Annotated in this window: 13 protein-coding genes; 2 read left to right on the top strand and 11 right to left on the bottom strand. The window is 74.7% G+C overall.

Annotated elements, in window-relative coordinates:
• Window positions 1-268 precede the first annotated feature (268 nt).
• The 8 genes from ACH4SE_RS06385 to ACH4SE_RS06350 form a co-directional block, all read right to left on the bottom strand.
• On the bottom strand, window positions 269-883 hold the full coding sequence (locus ACH4SE_RS06385) for a hypothetical protein (RefSeq protein WP_398542128.1): 615 nt from the start codon (window positions 881-883) through the stop codon (window positions 269-271).
• A gap of 102 nt (window positions 884-985) precedes the next feature.
• On the bottom strand, window positions 986-2,437 hold the full coding sequence (ahcY, locus tag ACH4SE_RS06380) for an adenosylhomocysteinase (protein ID WP_398542127.1): 1,452 nt from the start codon (window positions 2,435-2,437) through the stop codon (window positions 986-988).
• Window positions 2,438-2,668: 231 nt separating this feature from the next.
• Complete coding sequence (locus tag ACH4SE_RS06375; protein WP_398542126.1) at window positions 2,669-3,628, bottom strand: cation diffusion facilitator family transporter; 960 nt, start codon at window positions 3,626-3,628, stop codon at window positions 2,669-2,671.
• Window positions 3,629-3,740: 112 nt separating this feature from the next.
• Window positions 3,741-4,958: a mannose-6-phosphate isomerase, class I gene (manA, locus tag ACH4SE_RS06370; RefSeq protein ID WP_398542125.1), complete on the bottom strand. Its 1,218-nt coding sequence runs from the start codon at window positions 4,956-4,958 to the stop codon at window positions 3,741-3,743.
• A 5-nt stretch (window positions 4,959-4,963) separates the two neighbouring features.
• Entirely contained in the window at window positions 4,964-6,088 is a 1,125-nt protein-coding gene (locus ACH4SE_RS06365) for an SIS domain-containing protein (RefSeq protein WP_398542124.1), read from the bottom strand.
• Window positions 6,089-6,218: 130 nt separating this feature from the next.
• Complete coding sequence (locus ACH4SE_RS06360) at window positions 6,219-6,398, bottom strand: Trm112 family protein (protein ID WP_398542123.1); 180 nt, start codon at window positions 6,396-6,398, stop codon at window positions 6,219-6,221.
• Between the two features lie 227 nt (window positions 6,399-6,625).
• A complete protein-coding gene (locus ACH4SE_RS06355) occupies window positions 6,626-7,984 on the bottom strand; it encodes a phosphomannomutase/phosphoglucomutase (protein ID WP_398542122.1) in 1,359 nt (452 codons plus the stop codon).
• Window positions 7,985-8,138: 154 nt separating this feature from the next.
• Window positions 8,139-8,561 carry a DUF3499 domain-containing protein gene (locus ACH4SE_RS06350; RefSeq protein WP_398542121.1) on the bottom strand — a complete coding sequence of 141 codons (423 nt, stop codon included), beginning with the start codon at window positions 8,559-8,561 and terminating at the stop codon, window positions 8,139-8,141.
• 273 nt (window positions 8,562-8,834) lie between these two features.
• Between ACH4SE_RS06350 and ACH4SE_RS06345 the strand changes: the two genes are divergently transcribed.
• A complete protein-coding gene (locus ACH4SE_RS06345) occupies window positions 8,835-9,278 on the top strand; it encodes a metallopeptidase family protein (RefSeq protein ID WP_398542120.1) in 444 nt (147 codons plus the stop codon).
• A 118-nt stretch (window positions 9,279-9,396) separates the two neighbouring features.
• On the opposite strand, the gene ACH4SE_RS06340 is transcribed toward ACH4SE_RS06345, so the two are convergent.
• The 3 genes from ACH4SE_RS06340 to ACH4SE_RS06330 all read right to left on the bottom strand — a co-directional run bounded on the left by ACH4SE_RS06340 (window position 9,397) and on the right by ACH4SE_RS06330 (window position 15,281).
• On the bottom strand, window positions 9,397-10,887 hold the full coding sequence (locus ACH4SE_RS06340; RefSeq protein WP_398542119.1) for a DUF5719 family protein: 1,491 nt from the start codon (window positions 10,885-10,887) through the stop codon (window positions 9,397-9,399).
• Window positions 10,884-14,738 carry a glycosyltransferase gene (locus tag ACH4SE_RS06335; protein WP_398542118.1) on the bottom strand — a complete coding sequence of 1,285 codons (3,855 nt, stop codon included), beginning with the start codon at window positions 14,736-14,738 and terminating at the stop codon, window positions 10,884-10,886. The genes ACH4SE_RS06340 and ACH4SE_RS06335 overlap by 4 nt, the downstream gene beginning before the upstream one ends.
• A 279-nt stretch (window positions 14,739-15,017) precedes the next feature.
• Window positions 15,018-15,281 (bottom strand): WhiB family transcriptional regulator, encoded by a 264-nt coding sequence (locus ACH4SE_RS06330; protein WP_031519519.1) that lies wholly within the window; start codon window positions 15,279-15,281, stop codon window positions 15,018-15,020.
• Window positions 15,282-15,903: 622 nt separating this feature from the next.
• Here ACH4SE_RS06330 and ACH4SE_RS06325 point away from each other — a divergent pair.
• Window positions 15,904-16,506 (top strand): cysteine dioxygenase, encoded by a 603-nt coding sequence (locus tag ACH4SE_RS06325; protein WP_398542117.1) that lies wholly within the window; start codon window positions 15,904-15,906, stop codon window positions 16,504-16,506.
• The last annotated feature ends 3 nt before the right edge of the window (window positions 16,507-16,509 follow it).

The raw sequence follows: 16,509 nt of genomic DNA, 5'->3' as shown, positions 1-16,509 counted from the left end.
GAGTTCTCAAGGAACGGAAGCTTCCTTCGAGACCGTTTCACCGGCCCCTCCGGGCTTTCCCTTCGTTGTGTTCCGACTCTATCAGAAGATTTTCGGTCGGAATTACCATCCGGCTTCCGGGGACACGGGTGTTCCGCCCGGGATTCCTCCCGATTCGGAACTGGGGTGTCTTCGTCTGCCTCGTGGCAAGGATCTTCATTGTTCACGGCTGGACGGGCCAGCTCCTGACAACCGTTCTAATCTACCTCCCACCCCCACACGCGTCAAATCAGGGGAAGGTGGACGGCGGCGTGTCGAGGTCCTCCAGCTCGATGCCGGGTGCCGCGAGGACGACGTCGCCGGCGAGGTGGACCTCGTGCTGCTCGCCGGTGGCGAGGTCGGACACCAGGAAGTTGTCCACAGGCAGAAAACCGGTGTCGGCCGGATGTGCTGTCCTGGTGAGCAGGGACCACGACTGGTCGACGTTCAGGGGTGCGAGCACGGGGGGCCGGAATGACACGAGCCGGACCCGCTTGGCAGGGCCGCCGGGTGCGAGGCGGAGGAGTCGGGCGGTGGCGACGAGGAAGGCGGGCGAGGCACCCGTGAAGGCGTGGGCGGAGGCGTTGCCCTCCTGGGCGTGCTCGCCGGTGGGGTCGCTGCGGACCCAGGTGACGCCGTCGAGTGCGGCGGCGCGGACCTGCCACGAGGCGGCGTGGAGTTCGAGGCGGACAGGACGGCCGAGGTCGTCGACGGTCAGGTCGACGGATCCGGCGTGGGTGCCGTCCGGGTGCGTGGTCTGTGCGGTGTAGCGCCAGCCGGCGGGACCGGTGGCGCAGTGGAAGTGCTCTTCTCCCAAGGGGGTGTGGTCATGGGTGTCGTGGAACGAGTAGCGGCCGCGGGGCATCGTGTGTTCCCGGTATCCGGCGAGGCCCCCGCCTCCGGGTGGAGGCGGGGGCCCGCGTGGTGCGGTCCGCCCGGGCGGGGCCGGGCGGCGGGGTGCCGTGGGTCAGTAGCGGTAGTGGTCGGGCTTGTAGGGGCCCTCGACCTTGACGCCGATGTAGGCCGCCTGCTCCGGGCGCAGGGTGGTGAGCCTGACGCCGAGGGCGTCGAGGTGGAGGCGGGCGACCTTCTCGTCGAGGTGCTTGGGGAGCACGTAGACGCCGATCGGGTACTCCTCCGGCTTGGTGAAGAGCTCGACCTGGGCCAGCGTCTGGTCGGTGAAGGAGTTGGACATCACGAAGGACGGGTGTCCGGTGGCGTTGCCCAGGTTGAGCAGGCGGCCCTCGGACAGGACGATGAGCTTCTTCCCGTCCGGGAAGGTCCAGGTGTGGACCTGCGGCTTGACCTCGTCCTTGACGATGCCGGGCACCTTGGCCAGGCCCGCCATGTCGATCTCGTTGTCGAAGTGGCCGATGTTGCCGACGATTGCCTGGTGCTTCATCCGGCTCATGTCGGAGGCCATGATGATGTCGCGGTTGCCCGTCGTGGTGATGAAGATGTCCGCGGTCTCGACCACGTCGTCGAGGGTGGCGACCTGGTAGCCGTCCATCGCGGCCTGGAGGGCGCAGATGGGGTCGATCTCGGTGATGATCACGCGTGCGCCCTGGCCGCGCAGCGATTCGGCGCAGCCCTTGCCGACGTCGCCGTAGCCGCAGACGACGGCGACCTTGCCGCCGATCAGGACGTCGGTGGCGCGGTTGATGCCGTCGACGAGGGAGTGCCGGCAGCCGTACTTGTTGTCGAACTTCGACTTGGTGACGGCGTCGTTGACGTTGATCGCCGGGAAGAGCAGCTTGCCTTCCTGCTGCATCTCGTACAGGCGGTGGACGCCGGTGGTGGTCTCCTCGGTGACACCGCGGATCTCGGAGGCGAGCTGCGTCCACTTCTGCGGGCTGTCGGCGAGGGTGCGGCGCAGCAGGGCGAGGATGTAGCCGTACTCCTCGCTGTCCTGCTCGGTGGTGGCGGGGACGGACCCGGCCTTCTCGAACTCGACGCCCTTGTGGACGAGCAGGGTGGCGTCGCCGCCGTCGTCCAGGATCATGTTGGGGCCGCCGGTGGCGGTGCCGGGCCAGGTCAGGGCCTGCTCCGTGCACCACCAGTACTCTTCGAGGCTCTCGCCCTTCCAGGCGAAGACGGGGACGCCCCGCGGGTTGTCGGGGGTGCCCTCGGGGCCGACCGCGATGGCGGCGGCCGCGTGGTCCTGGGTGGAGAAGATGTTGCAGGACGCCCAGCGGACCTGCGCGCCGAGCGCGACGAGGGTCTCGATGAGGACGGCGGTCTGCACGGTCATGTGCAGGGAGCCGGTGATCCGGGCGCCGGCGAGCGGCTGCGTGGGGCCGTACTCGGCGCGCAGCGCCATCAGGCCGGGCATCTCGTGCTCGGCGAGGGTGATCTCCTTGCGGCCGAATTCGGCGAGGGAGAGATCCGCGACCTTGAAGTCGGTGGCGGTGGTGGTCATTCGGGCTGCTCCTCGGTGCGATCGAGGTGGACAGGGACGTGGCGCGGCCGCGGGGCGACGGCGTGCGGCCCGGAGGCGGGTACACGTGTCCCCTTGCGGCAGCGCAATCCGTCGGAGGCCCTCTCTCCCTCGGCCGGTCACCGTGGGGTGACCGCCCGACCGCCATCAGCAGCGACGTCTGGCTCCCGACGAATCTACACCTGGGGTGCCTGCGCCCGCAGGTGCGCGTGGTCAGCGTCCGCCCGGGGTCTGGTCGGGGTCGGGGCCGGCCGCGGCGGCGGCTTCGCTGTAGATGTCGGGTTCGAGGTAGATCACGCGGGCGAACGGTTCGGCCGCGCGGATGCGCTCCTCGGCGGCGTCGATCGCGCGCGCCACGTCGGCGGCGGTGTCGTCGTGCTGGACGGCGATCTTGGCCGCGACCAGCAGCTCTTCCGGGCCGAGGTGCAGGGTGCGCATGTGGATGACGGCGGTGACGGTGTCACCGTCGACGGCGGCGGCGCGGATGCGGGCGAGGGATTCGGGGTTGGCACCCTCGCCGATGAGCAGGGACTTGGTCTCGGCGGCCAGGACGAGGGCGATGCCGATCAGCAGGGCGCCGATGCACAGGGTGCCGATGCCGTCCCACACCCCGCTGTCGGTGGCCAGGGACAGGCCGACGCCGAGCAGTGCGAGCACCAGGCCGATGAGGGCGCCGAAGTCCTCCAGCAGGACCACGGGCAGCTCGGGTGCCTTGGCGCGGCGGATGTACTCGACCCAGGACATCGAGCCGCGGGTGTGGTTGGACTCCTTGACCGCGGTACGGAAGGAGCTGCCCTCGGCGGCGACGGCGAAGACCAGCACGCCGACCGGCCAGTACCAGTTGTCGAGGGTGTGCGGGTGGCGGACCTTCTCGTAGCCCTCGTAGAGGGCGAACATGCCGCCGACGGAGAAGAGCACGATCGAGACGAGGAAGGCGTAGACGTAGCGCTCCCGGCCGTAGCCGAAGGGGTGCTCCTCGTTCGCGGCGCGCTTGGCCTTCTTGCCGCCGATGAGCAGCAGGGCCTGGTTGCCGGAGTCGGCGAGGGAGTGGACCCCCTCGGCGAGCATCGACGACGAACCGCTGAACGCGAAGGCCACGAACTTGGAGGCGGCGATGGCGAGGTTGGCGCTCAGTGCCGCGACGATCGCCCTGGTTCCGCCTGTGGCGCTCATGTGTGCTGGGTGTCCCTTCCGTCGGATCTGGCCCGCCCGGCCGCCGTGCCGGGCGTGTGCCTTCGGGCGCGTGCGGCCGGGCGTGCCTGGAGTCTGCCCCGCCCTCGGTGGGTCAGGCGGCCACGGTGGCGCGGAAGACCGTGCCCTCGCCGCTGAGTTCGGTGTGCTCGCCGGCGCGGATCCAGCAGGATTCTCCGGCGCGCAGGGCCAGCTCGTCGTCGCCGGCTCCCTCCGTGTCCGGGGTGCGCAGGCGGATCTCGCCGTCGGTGCACAGCAGGATCTGCGGGGCGTCGCGGTCGAGGGTGCGCGGGGCGGAGCCGGGGGCCAGGACGTAGCGGGAGAGCCGGAACTCGTCGATGGGCGCGGCGTACACCTCTTCGCCGTCCGGGCCGGCCTCGGGGCGCAGGACGGCGGGGGCGTCGGCCTCGAAGCGGACGACGCGCAGGAGTTCGGGTACGTCGATGTGCTTGGGGGTGAGGCCGCAGCGCAGCACGTTGTCGGAGTTGGCCATGATCTCGACGCCGAGGCCGTCGAGGTAGGCGTGCGGGACGCCGGCGCCGAGGTAGAGGGCCTCGCCCGGCTGGAGGCGGACGTAGCTGAGCAGCATGGCGGCGACGAGGCCGCGGTCGCCGGGGAAGTGGTGGGCGGCCTTGGCGTAGGCGGCGTAGTCGGCGGCGTACCGCGTGCCGGGGGTGGCTGCGAGCCGGGCGGCGGCCTCGGCGGCGGCGTGCACGGTGGCGGCCATCTCTGCGGGGTCGGCGCCGAGGACGGCGGCGAGGACCTCGCGCAGGGCCCGGTCCTCGGGGTGGGCGCGCAGGATGTCGGCGTAGGGCACGAGGGCGCCGACGCCGAGCGCGTCGATGAGGTCGGCGGCCTCGGTGGGGCGGCGGAAGCCGCACAGGCCGTCGAAGGGCGACAGGGCCACGAGCATCTCGGGCTTGTGGTTGGCGTCCTTGTAGTTGCGGTGCGGGGCGTCGATCGGGACGCCCCGGGACTCCTCGTCGGCGAACCCCGCCTTCGCCTGGGCGAGGTCGGGGTGGACCTGCACGGACAGCGGGGACCCGGCGGCGAGCACCTTGAAGAGGAACGGCAGCCGCGGGCCGAAGCGCTTCACGGCGGCCTCGCCGAGTTCGGCGACGGGGTCGGCGTCGATGAGGGCGTCGAGGGCCACGGGCCCGGCGCCGCGGTCGAGCAGGGAGGGGGCGCCGGGGTGGGCTCCCATCCACAGTTCGGCCTGCGGCTCGCCGGTCGGCTCGGTGCCGAGCAGCGCGGGGATGGCGGTGGTGGAGCCCCAGGCGTAGGGGCGGACGGTGTTGCGGAGGCGGTTCATGCCGGTCATGGTCTCTCGGTCGAGGCGACGGCCAGGTATACGGCGGCGAAATCGGTCAGGGCGAGGAGTTCCGCGGCGACGTGCAGGTCACTGCCGCCGGGGGCGGTGATCTCGCTGAGCGGGGTGTCGTGCGCGTAGGCCTGCTCGCGGGCGGCGGGGGCGGCGGATCCCGGCTGGTCGGGCGCTTCCTGGAGCAGCACGACGCGCAGCCGCAGCCCGTCGGCCTCCTCGACGCGGTCGCGGAAGAAGTCGTCGGAGTCGGCGGTGAGGGCGTGGGCGCCGGCCTGGAGCGGGCCGTGCAGGGTGAGCGCGGCGGGCAGTTCGGCGCTGAGGGCGGGCCGGCCGGCGCGGGTGCCGAGGACGGCGGCGAAGCGGCGGGCGCAGGCCGCGGCGGTCGGGCCCTGGCTCCACAGCAGCGGGAGGGCGTCGGCGAGTTCGGCGGCGAGCGTCTTGGCGGGGTTGGTGTAGGTGGCGACGGCGGGGCCGCAGCCGGCGGCGGTCGCGTCGAGGGTGTCGGCGAGGGCGTGGAGTTCCGCGCCGGGCGCGGTGGCCAGGCCGAGCCGGTCGGCGAGGGCGAGCAGCGGGGTGAGCAGCGCCCAGAAGGCCCCGGTGTCGGCGGCGGGCTCGGGCGCGGCGTCGGCGGGGCCGGGGGCGAAGGGCAGGGCGAGGCCGCGGACCTGCGCGACGGCGTCGGCGAGCGGCGCCTTGGCCGGGGTGACGGCCACCGCGGTGCATCCGCGCCGGTAGGCCTGTTCGACCAGGTCGGTGAGGCCCTGCTCGGTGCCCTGCGGGGAGAGCAGTATCAGCAGGTCGAGCGAGCCGGCCCAGCCGGGCAGCGTCCAGCGGGAGCGCTCGGGGCTGGGTCCGGTGGAGGTGAGCGGCTGCACGGGGCAGTTGCCGGACGCGAGCGCGGTCAGGAGGTCGGTGACGGCGGCGGCGTCGGGTCCGCTGCCGGCCACCAGGACCGTGCGGGGCCGGCCGTCGGGCCGCAGCTCCTCCAGGCCGGCCTCACCGGCGAGTCGCAGCGCGGTGCGGACCCGGGCGCCGGCCGCGGCGACCCCGCGGAGCAGTCCGTGGGTGTCGGCGCGGGCGAGGCCGTCGGGGTCCTCCAGCAGCGACTCGTCGAACAAGGCGGCCTCCGTGGGTCGGGTGCGGGCGGGTGTGCGGCCGGGCGCGGGACGGCTCGTCCGCCGGCGTGCCGGGGCGGCGGCCCGTGCGGGTGGCGGGGCCGGCCGGGGCGGTGCGTGCGCTGAGGGCGGCTCAGCCGGGGCGGCGGGCCTCGTCGACGAGCAGCACCGGGATCTCGTCCCTGACGGGGTAGGCCAGGCCGCAGTCGTCGGAGGTGCACACGAGTTCCGCCGCGTCCTCGTCCTCGCGCAGCGGGGCGTGGCAGGCCGGGCAGACGAGGATGTCCAGAAGGCTGGCTTCCACGAGCGGCATGTGACGTGTCCTCCGGGGGTGTGCGGCCGGCGGTGGCCGGCCGGGCGATGTGCGGTCGCAGGTGCGCGGGTCGGACGCGTCCCCGCCGCCGGGGGCGCGCCCCCGGGTTGTGCCAGCCAGCCTATAGCCGCCCCCCGGCCGGGGGCACGGGACGGGTCCCGCGGAGGGGGGCGGCGTGGCGGGCGGGGCGCCGCCCGGGCTGACGGCCGGTCGGGCGCGGACGGCCGTCAGGCGCGGACGAGGGCGAGGACCCGGTCGCGGATGCGGGCGACCGCTTCGGGGTCCGCGGCCTCGACGTTGAGGCGCAGCAGCGGCTCGGTGTTCGAGGCGCGCAGGTTGAACCACCAGTCGGCGGCGCTGACGGTGAGGCCGTCGAGCTCGTCGAAGGTGACGCCCTCCTCGCCGCTGAAGGCGGCGCGGACGGCGGCGGTGCGGCCTGCCTGGTCGGCGACGGTGCTGTTGATCTCGCCGGAGGAGGCGTAGCGGTCGTAGGCGCCGACCAGGGCGGACAGCGGGCCGTCCTGGCGGCCGAGGGCCGCGAGCAGGTGGAGGGCGGCGAGCATGCCGGTGTCGGCGTTCCAGAAGTCGCGGAAGTAGTAGTGCGCGGAGTGCTCGCCGCCGAAGACGGCGCCGGTGACGGCCATCTCCTGCTTGATGAAGGAGTGGCCGACGCGGGTGCGTACGGGGACGCCGCCCTGCTCGGTGACGACCTCGGGGACGGTACGTGAGGTGATCAGGTTGTGGATGATCGTGGCGCCGGGGTGCCGGGCCAGTTCGCGGGCGGCGACCAGGGCGGTGACAGCGGACGGCGAGACGCCCTCGCCGCGCTCGTCGACGGCGAAGCAGCGGTCGGCGTCGCCGTCGAAGGCGAGGCCGATGTCGGCACCGGTCTCCAGGACGCGCTGCTGGAGGTCGACGAGGTTCTTCGGGTCGAGCGGGTTGGCCTCGTGGTTCGGGAAGGTGCCGTCGAGCTCGAAGTACATGGGCACCAGGTCGACGGGCAGGCCGGCGAGCACGGTCGGCACGGTGTGGCCGCCCATGCCGTTGCCCGCGTCGACGACGACCTTCAGCGGGCGCATGCCGGACAGGTCGACGAGCGAGCGCAGGCAGTCGGCGTAGTCGCCGAGCACGTCGCGGTCGGTGACGGTGCCGGGGGTGGCGGTGCCCGCCGGGAGGCCGGTGTCCAGCCACCGCTCGGCGAGCGCGCGGATGTCGGCGAGACCGGTGTCCTGGCCGACGGGGGCGGCGCCGGCCCGGCACATCTTGATGCCGTTGTACTGCGCCGGGTTGTGGCTCGCGGTGAACATGGCGCCGGGCAGGCCGAGCCGCCCGCTGGCGAAGTACAGCTCGTCGGTGGAGCACAGCCCGATGCGGGTGACGTCGGCGCCGCGGGAGGCGGCGCCGCACGCGAAGGCGTCGGACAGCGCCGGGGAGGAGGGCCGCATGTCGTGGCCGACGACGACCGCGTCCGCGCCGGTGACGGTGGCGAAGGCGGCGCCGAAGATCTCCGCGAGCGGGGTGTCCCACTGGTCGGGTACGACTCCGCGGACGTCGTAGGCCTTGACCAGCTGCGACAAATCGGCCACTGCACACCTCTGCTGTACGGTCACGGACGGTGCGGGTCACGCACGTCGGGCGGCGCCCGGCGCGGGGCCCGGACGGAGCCGCGGCGCTGTGCCGCGGTGGCCCCACAACCTACCCGCCGGGCCTGCGGCGCCCACGGCCGGTACGGGCCGGGGGCTACTCCGGTGAGCGCAGCACCCGCAGGTGGCCGCGCCGGGCCACTTCCAGCGGGTCGATGTCGCGGGCACCGGGGCGGGCGCGCTCCTGCGGGCGGGCGGCCTCGCGCACGGCGTTGGCGAGCGCCTCCAGGTCGTCGCCGCTGGGCCGCACCGGGCCGGTGTCGACGGCGAGCCGGACGACCTCCCAGCCGCGCGGCGCGGTCAGCCGCTCGGAGTGCTCGGAGCACAGGTCGTAGCAGTGCGGTTCGGCGTAGGTGGCGAGGGGGCCGAGGACGGCGGTGGAGTCCGCGTAGACGTACGTCAGCGTCGCGACGGCGGGACGGCCGCAAGCGGTGCGCGAACAGCGACGTACAGGGCTCACGACGTTGGACGGTACCGCACTCTTGAGCGGGCCGCGACGACTCTCCGCAGGCTCACCCACTCGTGTCGTGGCGGCGCCGCCTTCCGGGGCGGGAACGCGGTCGCCGCGCCGGCCTGCGGCGATACGGCGGGGGTGGGGGGCGGGCGGGGGCCGGGCGTGCGGGGACGTGACGGCGGCACGTGCCGTCACGGGCCGCCGGCTGGCGTGTTTCCGTCACATTCGTGGCCGGAAGCGGCCTCATCCCGGGCCCGGGATGACGATAAGGGGGCCGGGGCGGCCGGCGGTGTCCGCGGGCCGCGACACCGGTACGGGCCGGGAGCTAGGCTCACGCTGATGGACAATACGGTTCCGCCTCCCCCCGACCCGCGTCCGCGGCATCGCGACCGGCACGGCCGCGGCATGCGCGGGCCCATCGCGCCGCCGCAGGTGCCGCTCGCGGTGTCGCGCGCCGACGCGTTCGACGACCTGGTCAGGGATGCCGCCGACCGGCTGGAGCGGCGCTGGCCGCAGCTGGCGGACGTGGAGTTCGCGGTGCAGGAGGTGCCCTGGCCGCAGGACGGGCCCGGAGCCGACGGCGAGGCGGTGCCGCTGGGGCGGCTGGTCGGCGCGGACAAGGGGCGGCCGAACCGGATCGTGGTCTACCGGCGCCCGGTGGAGATCCGCGCCAAGAGCCGCGACGAGCGGGCGCTGCTGGTGCACGAGGTGGTCGTGGAGCAGGTCGCGGAGCTGCTCGGGCTGTCCCCGGAGAACGTCGACCCGAAGTACGGCGAGGACTGAGGCGGCGCACGCCTCCCCCGCACGGTCCGCGGGGCCGCGGGGGCCGCGGCGCAATGTACCGGCGGCGGCGCGATGTACCGGCCCGTGCGCCCCGGCGGCCGGGGCGCACGGCGGCGGGTCACCTGCCGAGGATCTTCAGGTCCGGTTCGGCCTGCGGCACCTCGACCGTGGAGCGGTCGTCCGCGAGCGGCTGGATGGTGAACATGGGCACGCCGTCCAGCGGCATCGCCAGCTCGCGCGAGGCGTAGAGGGTGCCGCCGGAGAGCCGTTCGACGGTCACGGAGAACGAGCCCTTGCCCGTCGCGGGGGCGACGGGCTGGAGGGCGGTGGTGGTGCCGGCCTTGACCACGACGGTGCGGGAGACCGCCGTGCCGCCCGCGGTGCCCGGCGACGAGGTGACCTTGACCCGGACCTCCCGGTCGGGCGCGGTCAGCGTGAGCGTCGAGGCCTTGTCGCGGTTGTCGGCGGCGGAGGCGCGGGTGCCGACCGCGGGGGTCGCGGGCAGGAACGCCAGCTCCTGCTTGCCGCCCTTGCCGCGGGTGACGAGCAGACCCGCGACGACCGGCACGGGTGCGTGCGTCTTGCTGGAGGTGATCACCAGGGAGCCGGGATCCCCCTTGGTGACGTCGCCGAGATCGGCGGTGGCCGTCATACCGGCCTTGACGTGCAGCGTCTCGTGATCCGCGGGGGAGATCATGCCGGTGGCGGTGGAGAGCCTGACGTCGAGGTCGGCGTCGTCGGAGCCGGTCGCGTAGGCGACGAGCCGGACGGAGGCGGCGTCGGCGGGGATACCGGGCATGACCAGCGTGGTGGCGGGCTCGGCGGCGGGCTGGAGCCAGTCGGTGCCCTTGGAGGCGTCGGTGGCCTGCACAGCGGCGCCGACCCGGCCGCTGCGCACGACGACGTGGACGGTGAGGTCGCGGACCTTCTGGGCGATCAGCGTGGACAGCAGGACCGGCTTCGCGCCCTTGCCGGGCACCGTGAGGCCCTCGCCCGAGGAGGCCTTGACCAGCCCGTCGGGGCCGTACAGCTCGACGTCCACGACGGCGGGGGCGTCGTCGGGGTCGACCAGGTGCAGGTAGTCCTGGCGGCCGTCGGCGGTGCTGGCCCCCGCGAACCAGAACTCGCTGTCGGGCGTGACGCAGGAGGTGCCGAGCAGCCCGCGGCTGGGCCCGGCGTCGACGACGGTGGTCTGGCCCACGCTCCAGCCGGGTGCGAGCGTCCCGTCCGCGGTGCCGACCAGGGCGGGCGCGTCGGGCTTGTCGGTGGTGTAGGTGACGGTCCTGCCGGTCTGCTTGAGCGGCGGGCTCAGCGGTGCGGGCTTCGCCGCCTCGGTGACCAGCTGGGCGCTGCCCGTGCTGCTGCCGGCCGCCCCGGCGGGCTCGTCGGACAGCGACGCCGCCGGAGGCGTGAAGGACGCGTAGGTGGTGTCCGCGAACTCCGAGGGCGAGGGCGAGGGGCACACCATCGTGGTGCGCTGCACCGGCAGCCGGGTCGTGGCGCCTGCGGGGGCCGCGGCCGAGTCGTCGCCCCCGGTCAGCGAGGCGGCACCGGTGAGGACGGCGAGCACGAGGACGGCGCCGCCCAGGGAGAGGGTGCTGCGGTTCACTGCTGGTCGCTCCCGTCGCGGCGGTGGTCGCCTTCTGCGTAGTACGTCCCGTCGTCGCCGTAGCCCGCGGGGTCGGTGCCGTAACCGGGCTGCTGCCCGCCGTAGGGCGCCTGCTCGCCGTAGCCGCCGTCCGGCTGCTGCCCGTAGGCGTCGTAGCCGGGCCGGGGGGCGCCCTGCGGGGCGTAGCCGTACGGGTCGGTGCCGTAGCCGCCCTGCTGCTCGTAGCCGCCGCCCTGGCCCGCGGGGTAGGGCTGCTGCTCCCACTGCTGCCCGCCGGGATAGCCGGTGTAGTACGGGTCGGCCTCCGGCGCGGCGGGGGCGGGGACGGCGTAGGGGTCGTAGCCCGCCTCGGAGGGCTCGTAGCCGCCCGGGGCCCCCTGGTACCCGTCGCCGGCCCCTTCGTAGCCCTGGGCGGGCTCGTACGGCCCCTGCGCGGGGTCGTAGGGCTCCTGCGTCCCGTCCCCGCCGTCGGAGGGCTCCGCGCCCTCCTGGGCGGCGGCCGCCGCGGCCGCCTCGGCCTCGGCGGCGGCCTGGAGGCGGCGGGCGCGGCGTCCGCCCTCGCCGCCCTGCGCGGGGATGTCGGCGGCTGCGGCCGCGGCGGCCTCGGCCTCCGGCAGGTCGTCGTCCGTGTCGCGGCGCCGCCCGGGCAGCGCGAGCACGAGCACGACCAGCAGCAGGAGGGCCTGCGTGCCCAGCCAGCCGATGTGGCCCAGCGGCTCCTCGAACGTGACGTCGAGGCGGCCGCCGGAGGCGGGCAGCGTGAAGCCCTGCGCCCACCCGTCGACGGTGGTCGGCGTGAGCCGGCGCCCGTCCAGCGTGGCCTGCCAGCCGGACGACGCGGAGTCGGCCAGCCGCAGCACGCGCCCTTCCGGGCCCGCGGGCACCTTGGTGTGCGCCTCGACCAGCCCGGAGGGGACGGAGACCGGGGCGGCGCCCTTGGCGGTGATCGTGATGCGGGAGACCTTGGTGTCGACGCGCCACAGCTCGCTGCCGTCCGCCTGGCTGACGCGGGAGAGGCCCGGCGTGCTGTCGAGGACGCGGCCCACGTCGCGCGGGGTGTCCTTCTGCGCCAGCACGTACCGGACGGCGTACTTGGCGAGCCGGCTGCCCTGGTCGGCGCCGGAGCCCGCGACGAGGTTGGCGACGAGCGAGTCGAGGGTGTGGTCGCGCGGCTCCTGCGCGGTGATCTCGGCGTCGCCGATGTGCACGCCGGCGCCGCGCACCAGCGCGTAGGAGATGTGCCCGTCCGTCCCGCTGAGCACCAGGGTGCGGGCGTGGTCGCCGGTGGTGGACTCCTCCGCGACGAACGCGGGCACCTGCTGCGGGTCGCGTCGGGCCAGCGGGCCGTCCGCGCCGTGCGCGACCCATGTGACGGCGGCCAGCAGCGGCGCGGCCACCGCCGCCAGCACGACGAGGCCCGCGACGGGCTGACGCCAGCCGAAGCCGCTCGCGGCGATGCGCTCGTTGGCGCCCTCCGCGCCGACCACTGCGGCTGCCAGCAGCGCGAGCCCGTAGACCAGCGTCGCGGGCCCGGCCCACGCGTGGCCGTTCTCGACGACGGCGAAGAGCAGGCCGGTCGCGGCGGCGCCCCACGCGGCGAGCACGGCGGTGCGGCGGCTGTCGCGCAGCAGCGCGGCCAGCGCGGCCAGCACGATGCCGACCAGCAGCAGCCCGCCGGACGCCTTGGGCCCGCCGGGGCTGAGCAGCACGAGGTCCAGGCCGGACGCGCTCTTGGTGCCGTACGGCAGCCCGGCCTCCTGGAGCATCCGCCCCGGGTGCGCGAGCAGCGTCAGCGACCAGGGCGCGAGCAGCACCATCGGGGTGACCAGCAGCGCCGCGGAGCGCAGCAGGTGCGGGACGAGCAGCGCGCCGCGCCCGGTCGCGAGCCGCCACGCGAGGACGGCGGCGCTGAGGACCAGGGCGACGGGCCACGTGACCGGGGTGAAGGCCGTGGTGAAGGTCAGCATCAGGGCGAGCGCCCAGGTGGCACGCCAGCTCGGCCGGGCCCCGCGGTCCAGGGCGCCGGCGCCGAGCTGGAGCCCGGCGCAGGAGACGGCGGCGCGCGCCATCAGCGGCAGCAGGATCGCCAGCACCGCGGTGCCGAGCCGGCCGGTGGCGAGCGCCCCGGTGGCGGCGGGCAGGAAGGCGTACGCGACCGAGGCCCACGCGCGGACCAGCCGGGACTCGGCCAGCGGCCGCGAGGCGAAGTACGCGCTCACCCCGGCGAGCGGGACGGAGGCGACCAGCAGCAGCGTCAGCGTCAGGCTCGTGGAGCCGAACAGCACGGTGGAGAAGAGCCCGAGGACGGCGAGGTACGGCGGTGCGGACTCGGTGCCGCCGGTGCCGAGCGCGTGCCAGGACCCGGCGTAGCTGCGCCACAGGTCGGAGGCGCCGGAACCGGCGGGCAGCAGGGCGCCGCCGTAGAGGGTGCCGCCGCCGAGCAGCGCGCGGCAGGCGGCGAAGGAGAAGGCGAGCAGGACCACGAAGAGCATGGGGCCGGGCTTGCGGGCGACGCGCTTGAGGCGGGCGAACTGCTCGACCTCCAGGAAGTCGCCGTCCTCGTCGCCCGGGCCGGACTCGATGGCCCCGCCGTGCCGCCCGGCCGCGGCCGCGGAGGCGTCGGCCCGGCCGGCGATGTTGCTCACGACCTGGTCGACGGTGGCGCGCACGGTGGCGCCGGGGGGCGGGAAGAGCGGGCGCAGCTCGGCGGGCTCGACGGCGCCGCGGCCGCGCCTGCGGCGGGCGGCGAGCAGCCGCTCGGGGCGCAGCAGGACGCCCAGCAGGCCGACGATCTCGTCGACGGCCTGGCCGGGCACCTTGCCGACGAGATACGCCAGGGTGCGCAGCAGGGTGCCGACGACGATGCGCAGCGCCACGTAGGGCAGCAGCGGGCCGCGGGTGTTGGCCAGCAGGGTGTAGACGGCGCCGGCCTTGTCGACGCGGTGCGGGTTGGCGGCGGAGCGTCCGGCGCAGTCGACCGGGCGGCGCTCGCGGGAGGCCGCCTCGGCGTGCCACAGCACCGCGTCGGGGGCGACGTAGACGGTGTGGCCGGCGGCCTGGGCGCGCCAGCAGAAGTCGACGTCGTCGCGCATCAGGGGCAGCCGGCGGTCGAAGCCGCCCAGCGCCTCCCACACGTCGCGCCGCACCAGCATGCCGGCCGAGGACACCGAGAGCACCTGGCGGACCTGGTCGTGCTGGCCCTGGTCCTGCTCGCGGCGCTCCAGGGCGGTCCAGCGGCGGCCGCTGCGGGCGATGCTGACACCGACTTCGAGCAGCTGCCTGCGGTCGTACCAGCTGCGCAGCTTGGGGCCGACGACGGCGGCGGACGGGGTGCTGTCGGCGATCCGCAGCAGGGCGGACAGCGCGCCGGGATCCGGCTCGCAGTCGTCGTGCAGCAGCCACAGCCACTGCACGGCCTCGCCGTGCCGCGGCTCCTCGGCCGCGCCTGCGTCGCCGAACGGGTCGTCGGCGTAGGGGCCGTCGTTCCACTGCCGCCCCACCGGGTCCCAGGCGCTGCCGCGCGGCGCGAGGTAGGGCAGGTCGTCGGCGGTGAGCGGCGCGGCGGCGCGGACGCACTCGTCGACGGCCGCGCCGAAGGAGGTGCGCCGGGCGAGGTGCAGGACGCGCTGGTCGCCGAGGGACTCGGCCAGCAGCCGGGCGGAGTCGTCGGCGCTGCCGGTGTCGGCGGCGACGACGTCCTGGACGGGACGGTCCTGGGCGAGCAGACCTGCGAGGGCCTTGGGCAGCCAGCGGGCCCCGTCGTGTGCGACCAGCACGGCGGTGACGACATGGCGGGGGAACTCAGGGGTGCCGGCCGGATGGACGGCCGGTGCTGGGCTGTTCACGGACATCGAGGTTTCGGCCCCGGTTCGCTGGACTGCGGTGGACGCCGGTGCCCCGCACGGGGCGGGGGCGGTGTCTCGGACGGCCCCCCACACTAACGGCTCATACGGGCGCCACCGCCTGACGGGCGTCCGGCGGGAGAGCGGCAGCAGCCCGCCCGGCATGCGTGGCGGCATGCCGGGCGGGCTGCGGAGCGGCTGGTCCCGGCGGCCGGCCGGGAACGTCCCACGGGCGTCCGGCCGCTGGTCAGGGGGCCGGAGCGAAGGTGTGGGCGGGTGCGGCGAGGGTCAGACGACGCCCTTCTTGAGACGGCGGCGCTCGCGCTCGGACAGACCGCCCCAGATACCGAAGCGCTCGTCGTTGGCGAGGGCGTACTCAAGGCAGTCGGAACGGACTTCGCACGCGAGACAGACCTTCTTCGCCTCACGTGTGGAACCGCCCTTTTCGGGGAAGAACGACTCCGGGTCGGTCTGCGCACACAGGGCGCGCTCCTGCCAGCCGAGTTCCTCGTCGGCCTCTTCGGCCAGCAGCAACTGGAACTGCTCGGTCATGCGCGCCCCTCGTCTGTCGTGCTTCCCCGTGGTGTGGGCCGTCCGCGCGTGCGGCTGAACGACACGAGTGAAATTACAAGTGCGCCGATCCGGGCGAGTCAAGCCGAGATCTGCTATTGAGCCCGTTATTCACTCCGCTGAACCAAGGCGTGACGGTAAGTGCTGTTATCGGAACAAAGGACCGGAACCGTCAACCGATGTCCGGTCGTCCAACCCCCACGCCCCGTCAGACGCTGCGGCTGAGCGCCGCGTTCCGCCCGGACGGACGAAGGGGTGCGGATCACATTTCGATCACAGGAACACCGCCCTCACGGTTGCGCTCCACCTATCCCGCTCCGCCACGCACAAACCTTTCCGCAACGCGGGGTGCCGGATCAGGTGAAAGATGGGCGACAAACCGGACACCCATTTGACAGCGGGTCTCCCCGACCGGTCTCCTGGACGCATGCCTGCCGAGCCCCACGTGACGACCCGGACCCGCCGCCGCGCGTCCTGCCGTGTCGCGCTCGCGCAGAACTGCTGTTGTCCCTGCCGCTGCCGCTGAGCCCCGCCCGGGGCCGCGCCGCACGCACCGCGGTGCACCGCTCACGCCAGTCGCGCACACCTCAGGGACACCCTTCGCATGTATGCCGAGCACTCCGTTCACCTCCCGTCCGCGCACCCCGCGCGCCCCGCGGCCGCTCCCGCCGCCGGGGTCCACGGCGCCTACGGCCCGGCGGTCTCCGACGTCGCCATCGCCGGCGACCCGCTCGCCCTGCCGCACCTGCTGCCGCCCGTGCCGCAGCACCCCGCCACCGTCGCGGAATTCGCCGGGCTCGCCCGCGCCGTGGCCGCCGACCGCGCGCAGTGGGAGCCGCTGGTCCGCTACGACCCCACCAGCCGCTGGTACGCCCGGCTGCGCACCGGCCCCGGCTACGAGGTGTGGCTGCTCAGCTGGCTCCCCGGCCAGGGCAGCGGCCTGCACGACCACGGCCCGTCCTCCGGCGTGCTGACCGTGCTCGGCGGCAGCCTGCGCGAACGCGCCCGCGGCACGGCGGGCGAGACCGTCCGCGTGCTCGGTACGGGCGCACAGCGCGCCTTCGCGCCCGGCTACGTGCACGAGGTCGTCAACGACAGCCTGGAGCCCGCCGTCAGCCTGCACGTGTACTTCCCCGGCCTGACCGAGATGACCCCGCAGCGCTGCAACTCCCCCGCGGCCGCCGCCGTACCGCAGCCCGCGCGCTGAGCC

This window comes from Streptomyces sp. NPDC020983 (genome assembly GCF_044333485.1).
Taxonomy (GTDB): Bacteria; Actinomycetota; Actinomycetes; order Streptomycetales; family Streptomycetaceae; genus Actinacidiphila.
This window is presented reverse-complemented; position numbering and strand designations above follow the sequence as displayed.

What these genes read in the sequence shown, in the direction of transcription:
- ACH4SE_RS06385 (WP_398542128.1), bottom strand. Translation starts at nt 883, where the DNA reads ATGCCCCGCGGCCGCTACTCGTTCCACGACACCCATGACCACACCCCC.
- ACH4SE_RS06335 (WP_398542118.1), bottom strand. Translation starts at nt 14,738, where the DNA reads ATGTCCGTGAACAGCCCAGCACCGGCCGTCCATCCGGCCGGCACCCCT.
- manA (WP_398542125.1), bottom strand. Translation starts at nt 4,958, where the DNA reads ATGAACCGCCTCCGCAACACCGTCCGCCCCTACGCCTGGGGCTCCACC.
- ACH4SE_RS06325 (WP_398542117.1), top strand. Translation starts at nt 15,904, where the DNA reads ATGTATGCCGAGCACTCCGTTCACCTCCCGTCCGCGCACCCCGCGCGC.
- ACH4SE_RS06345 (WP_398542120.1), top strand. Translation starts at nt 8,835, where the DNA reads ATGGACAATACGGTTCCGCCTCCCCCCGACCCGCGTCCGCGGCATCGC.
- ACH4SE_RS06330 (WP_031519519.1), bottom strand. Translation starts at nt 15,281, where the DNA reads ATGACCGAGCAGTTCCAGTTGCTGCTGGCCGAAGAGGCCGACGAGGAA.
- ACH4SE_RS06360 (WP_398542123.1), bottom strand. Translation starts at nt 6,398, where the DNA reads ATGCCGCTCGTGGAAGCCAGCCTTCTGGACATCCTCGTCTGCCCGGCC.
- ACH4SE_RS06375 (WP_398542126.1), bottom strand. Translation starts at nt 3,628, where the DNA reads ATGAGCGCCACAGGCGGAACCAGGGCGATCGTCGCGGCACTGAGCGCC.
- ahcY (WP_398542127.1), bottom strand. Translation starts at nt 2,437, where the DNA reads ATGACCACCACCGCCACCGACTTCAAGGTCGCGGATCTCTCCCTCGCC.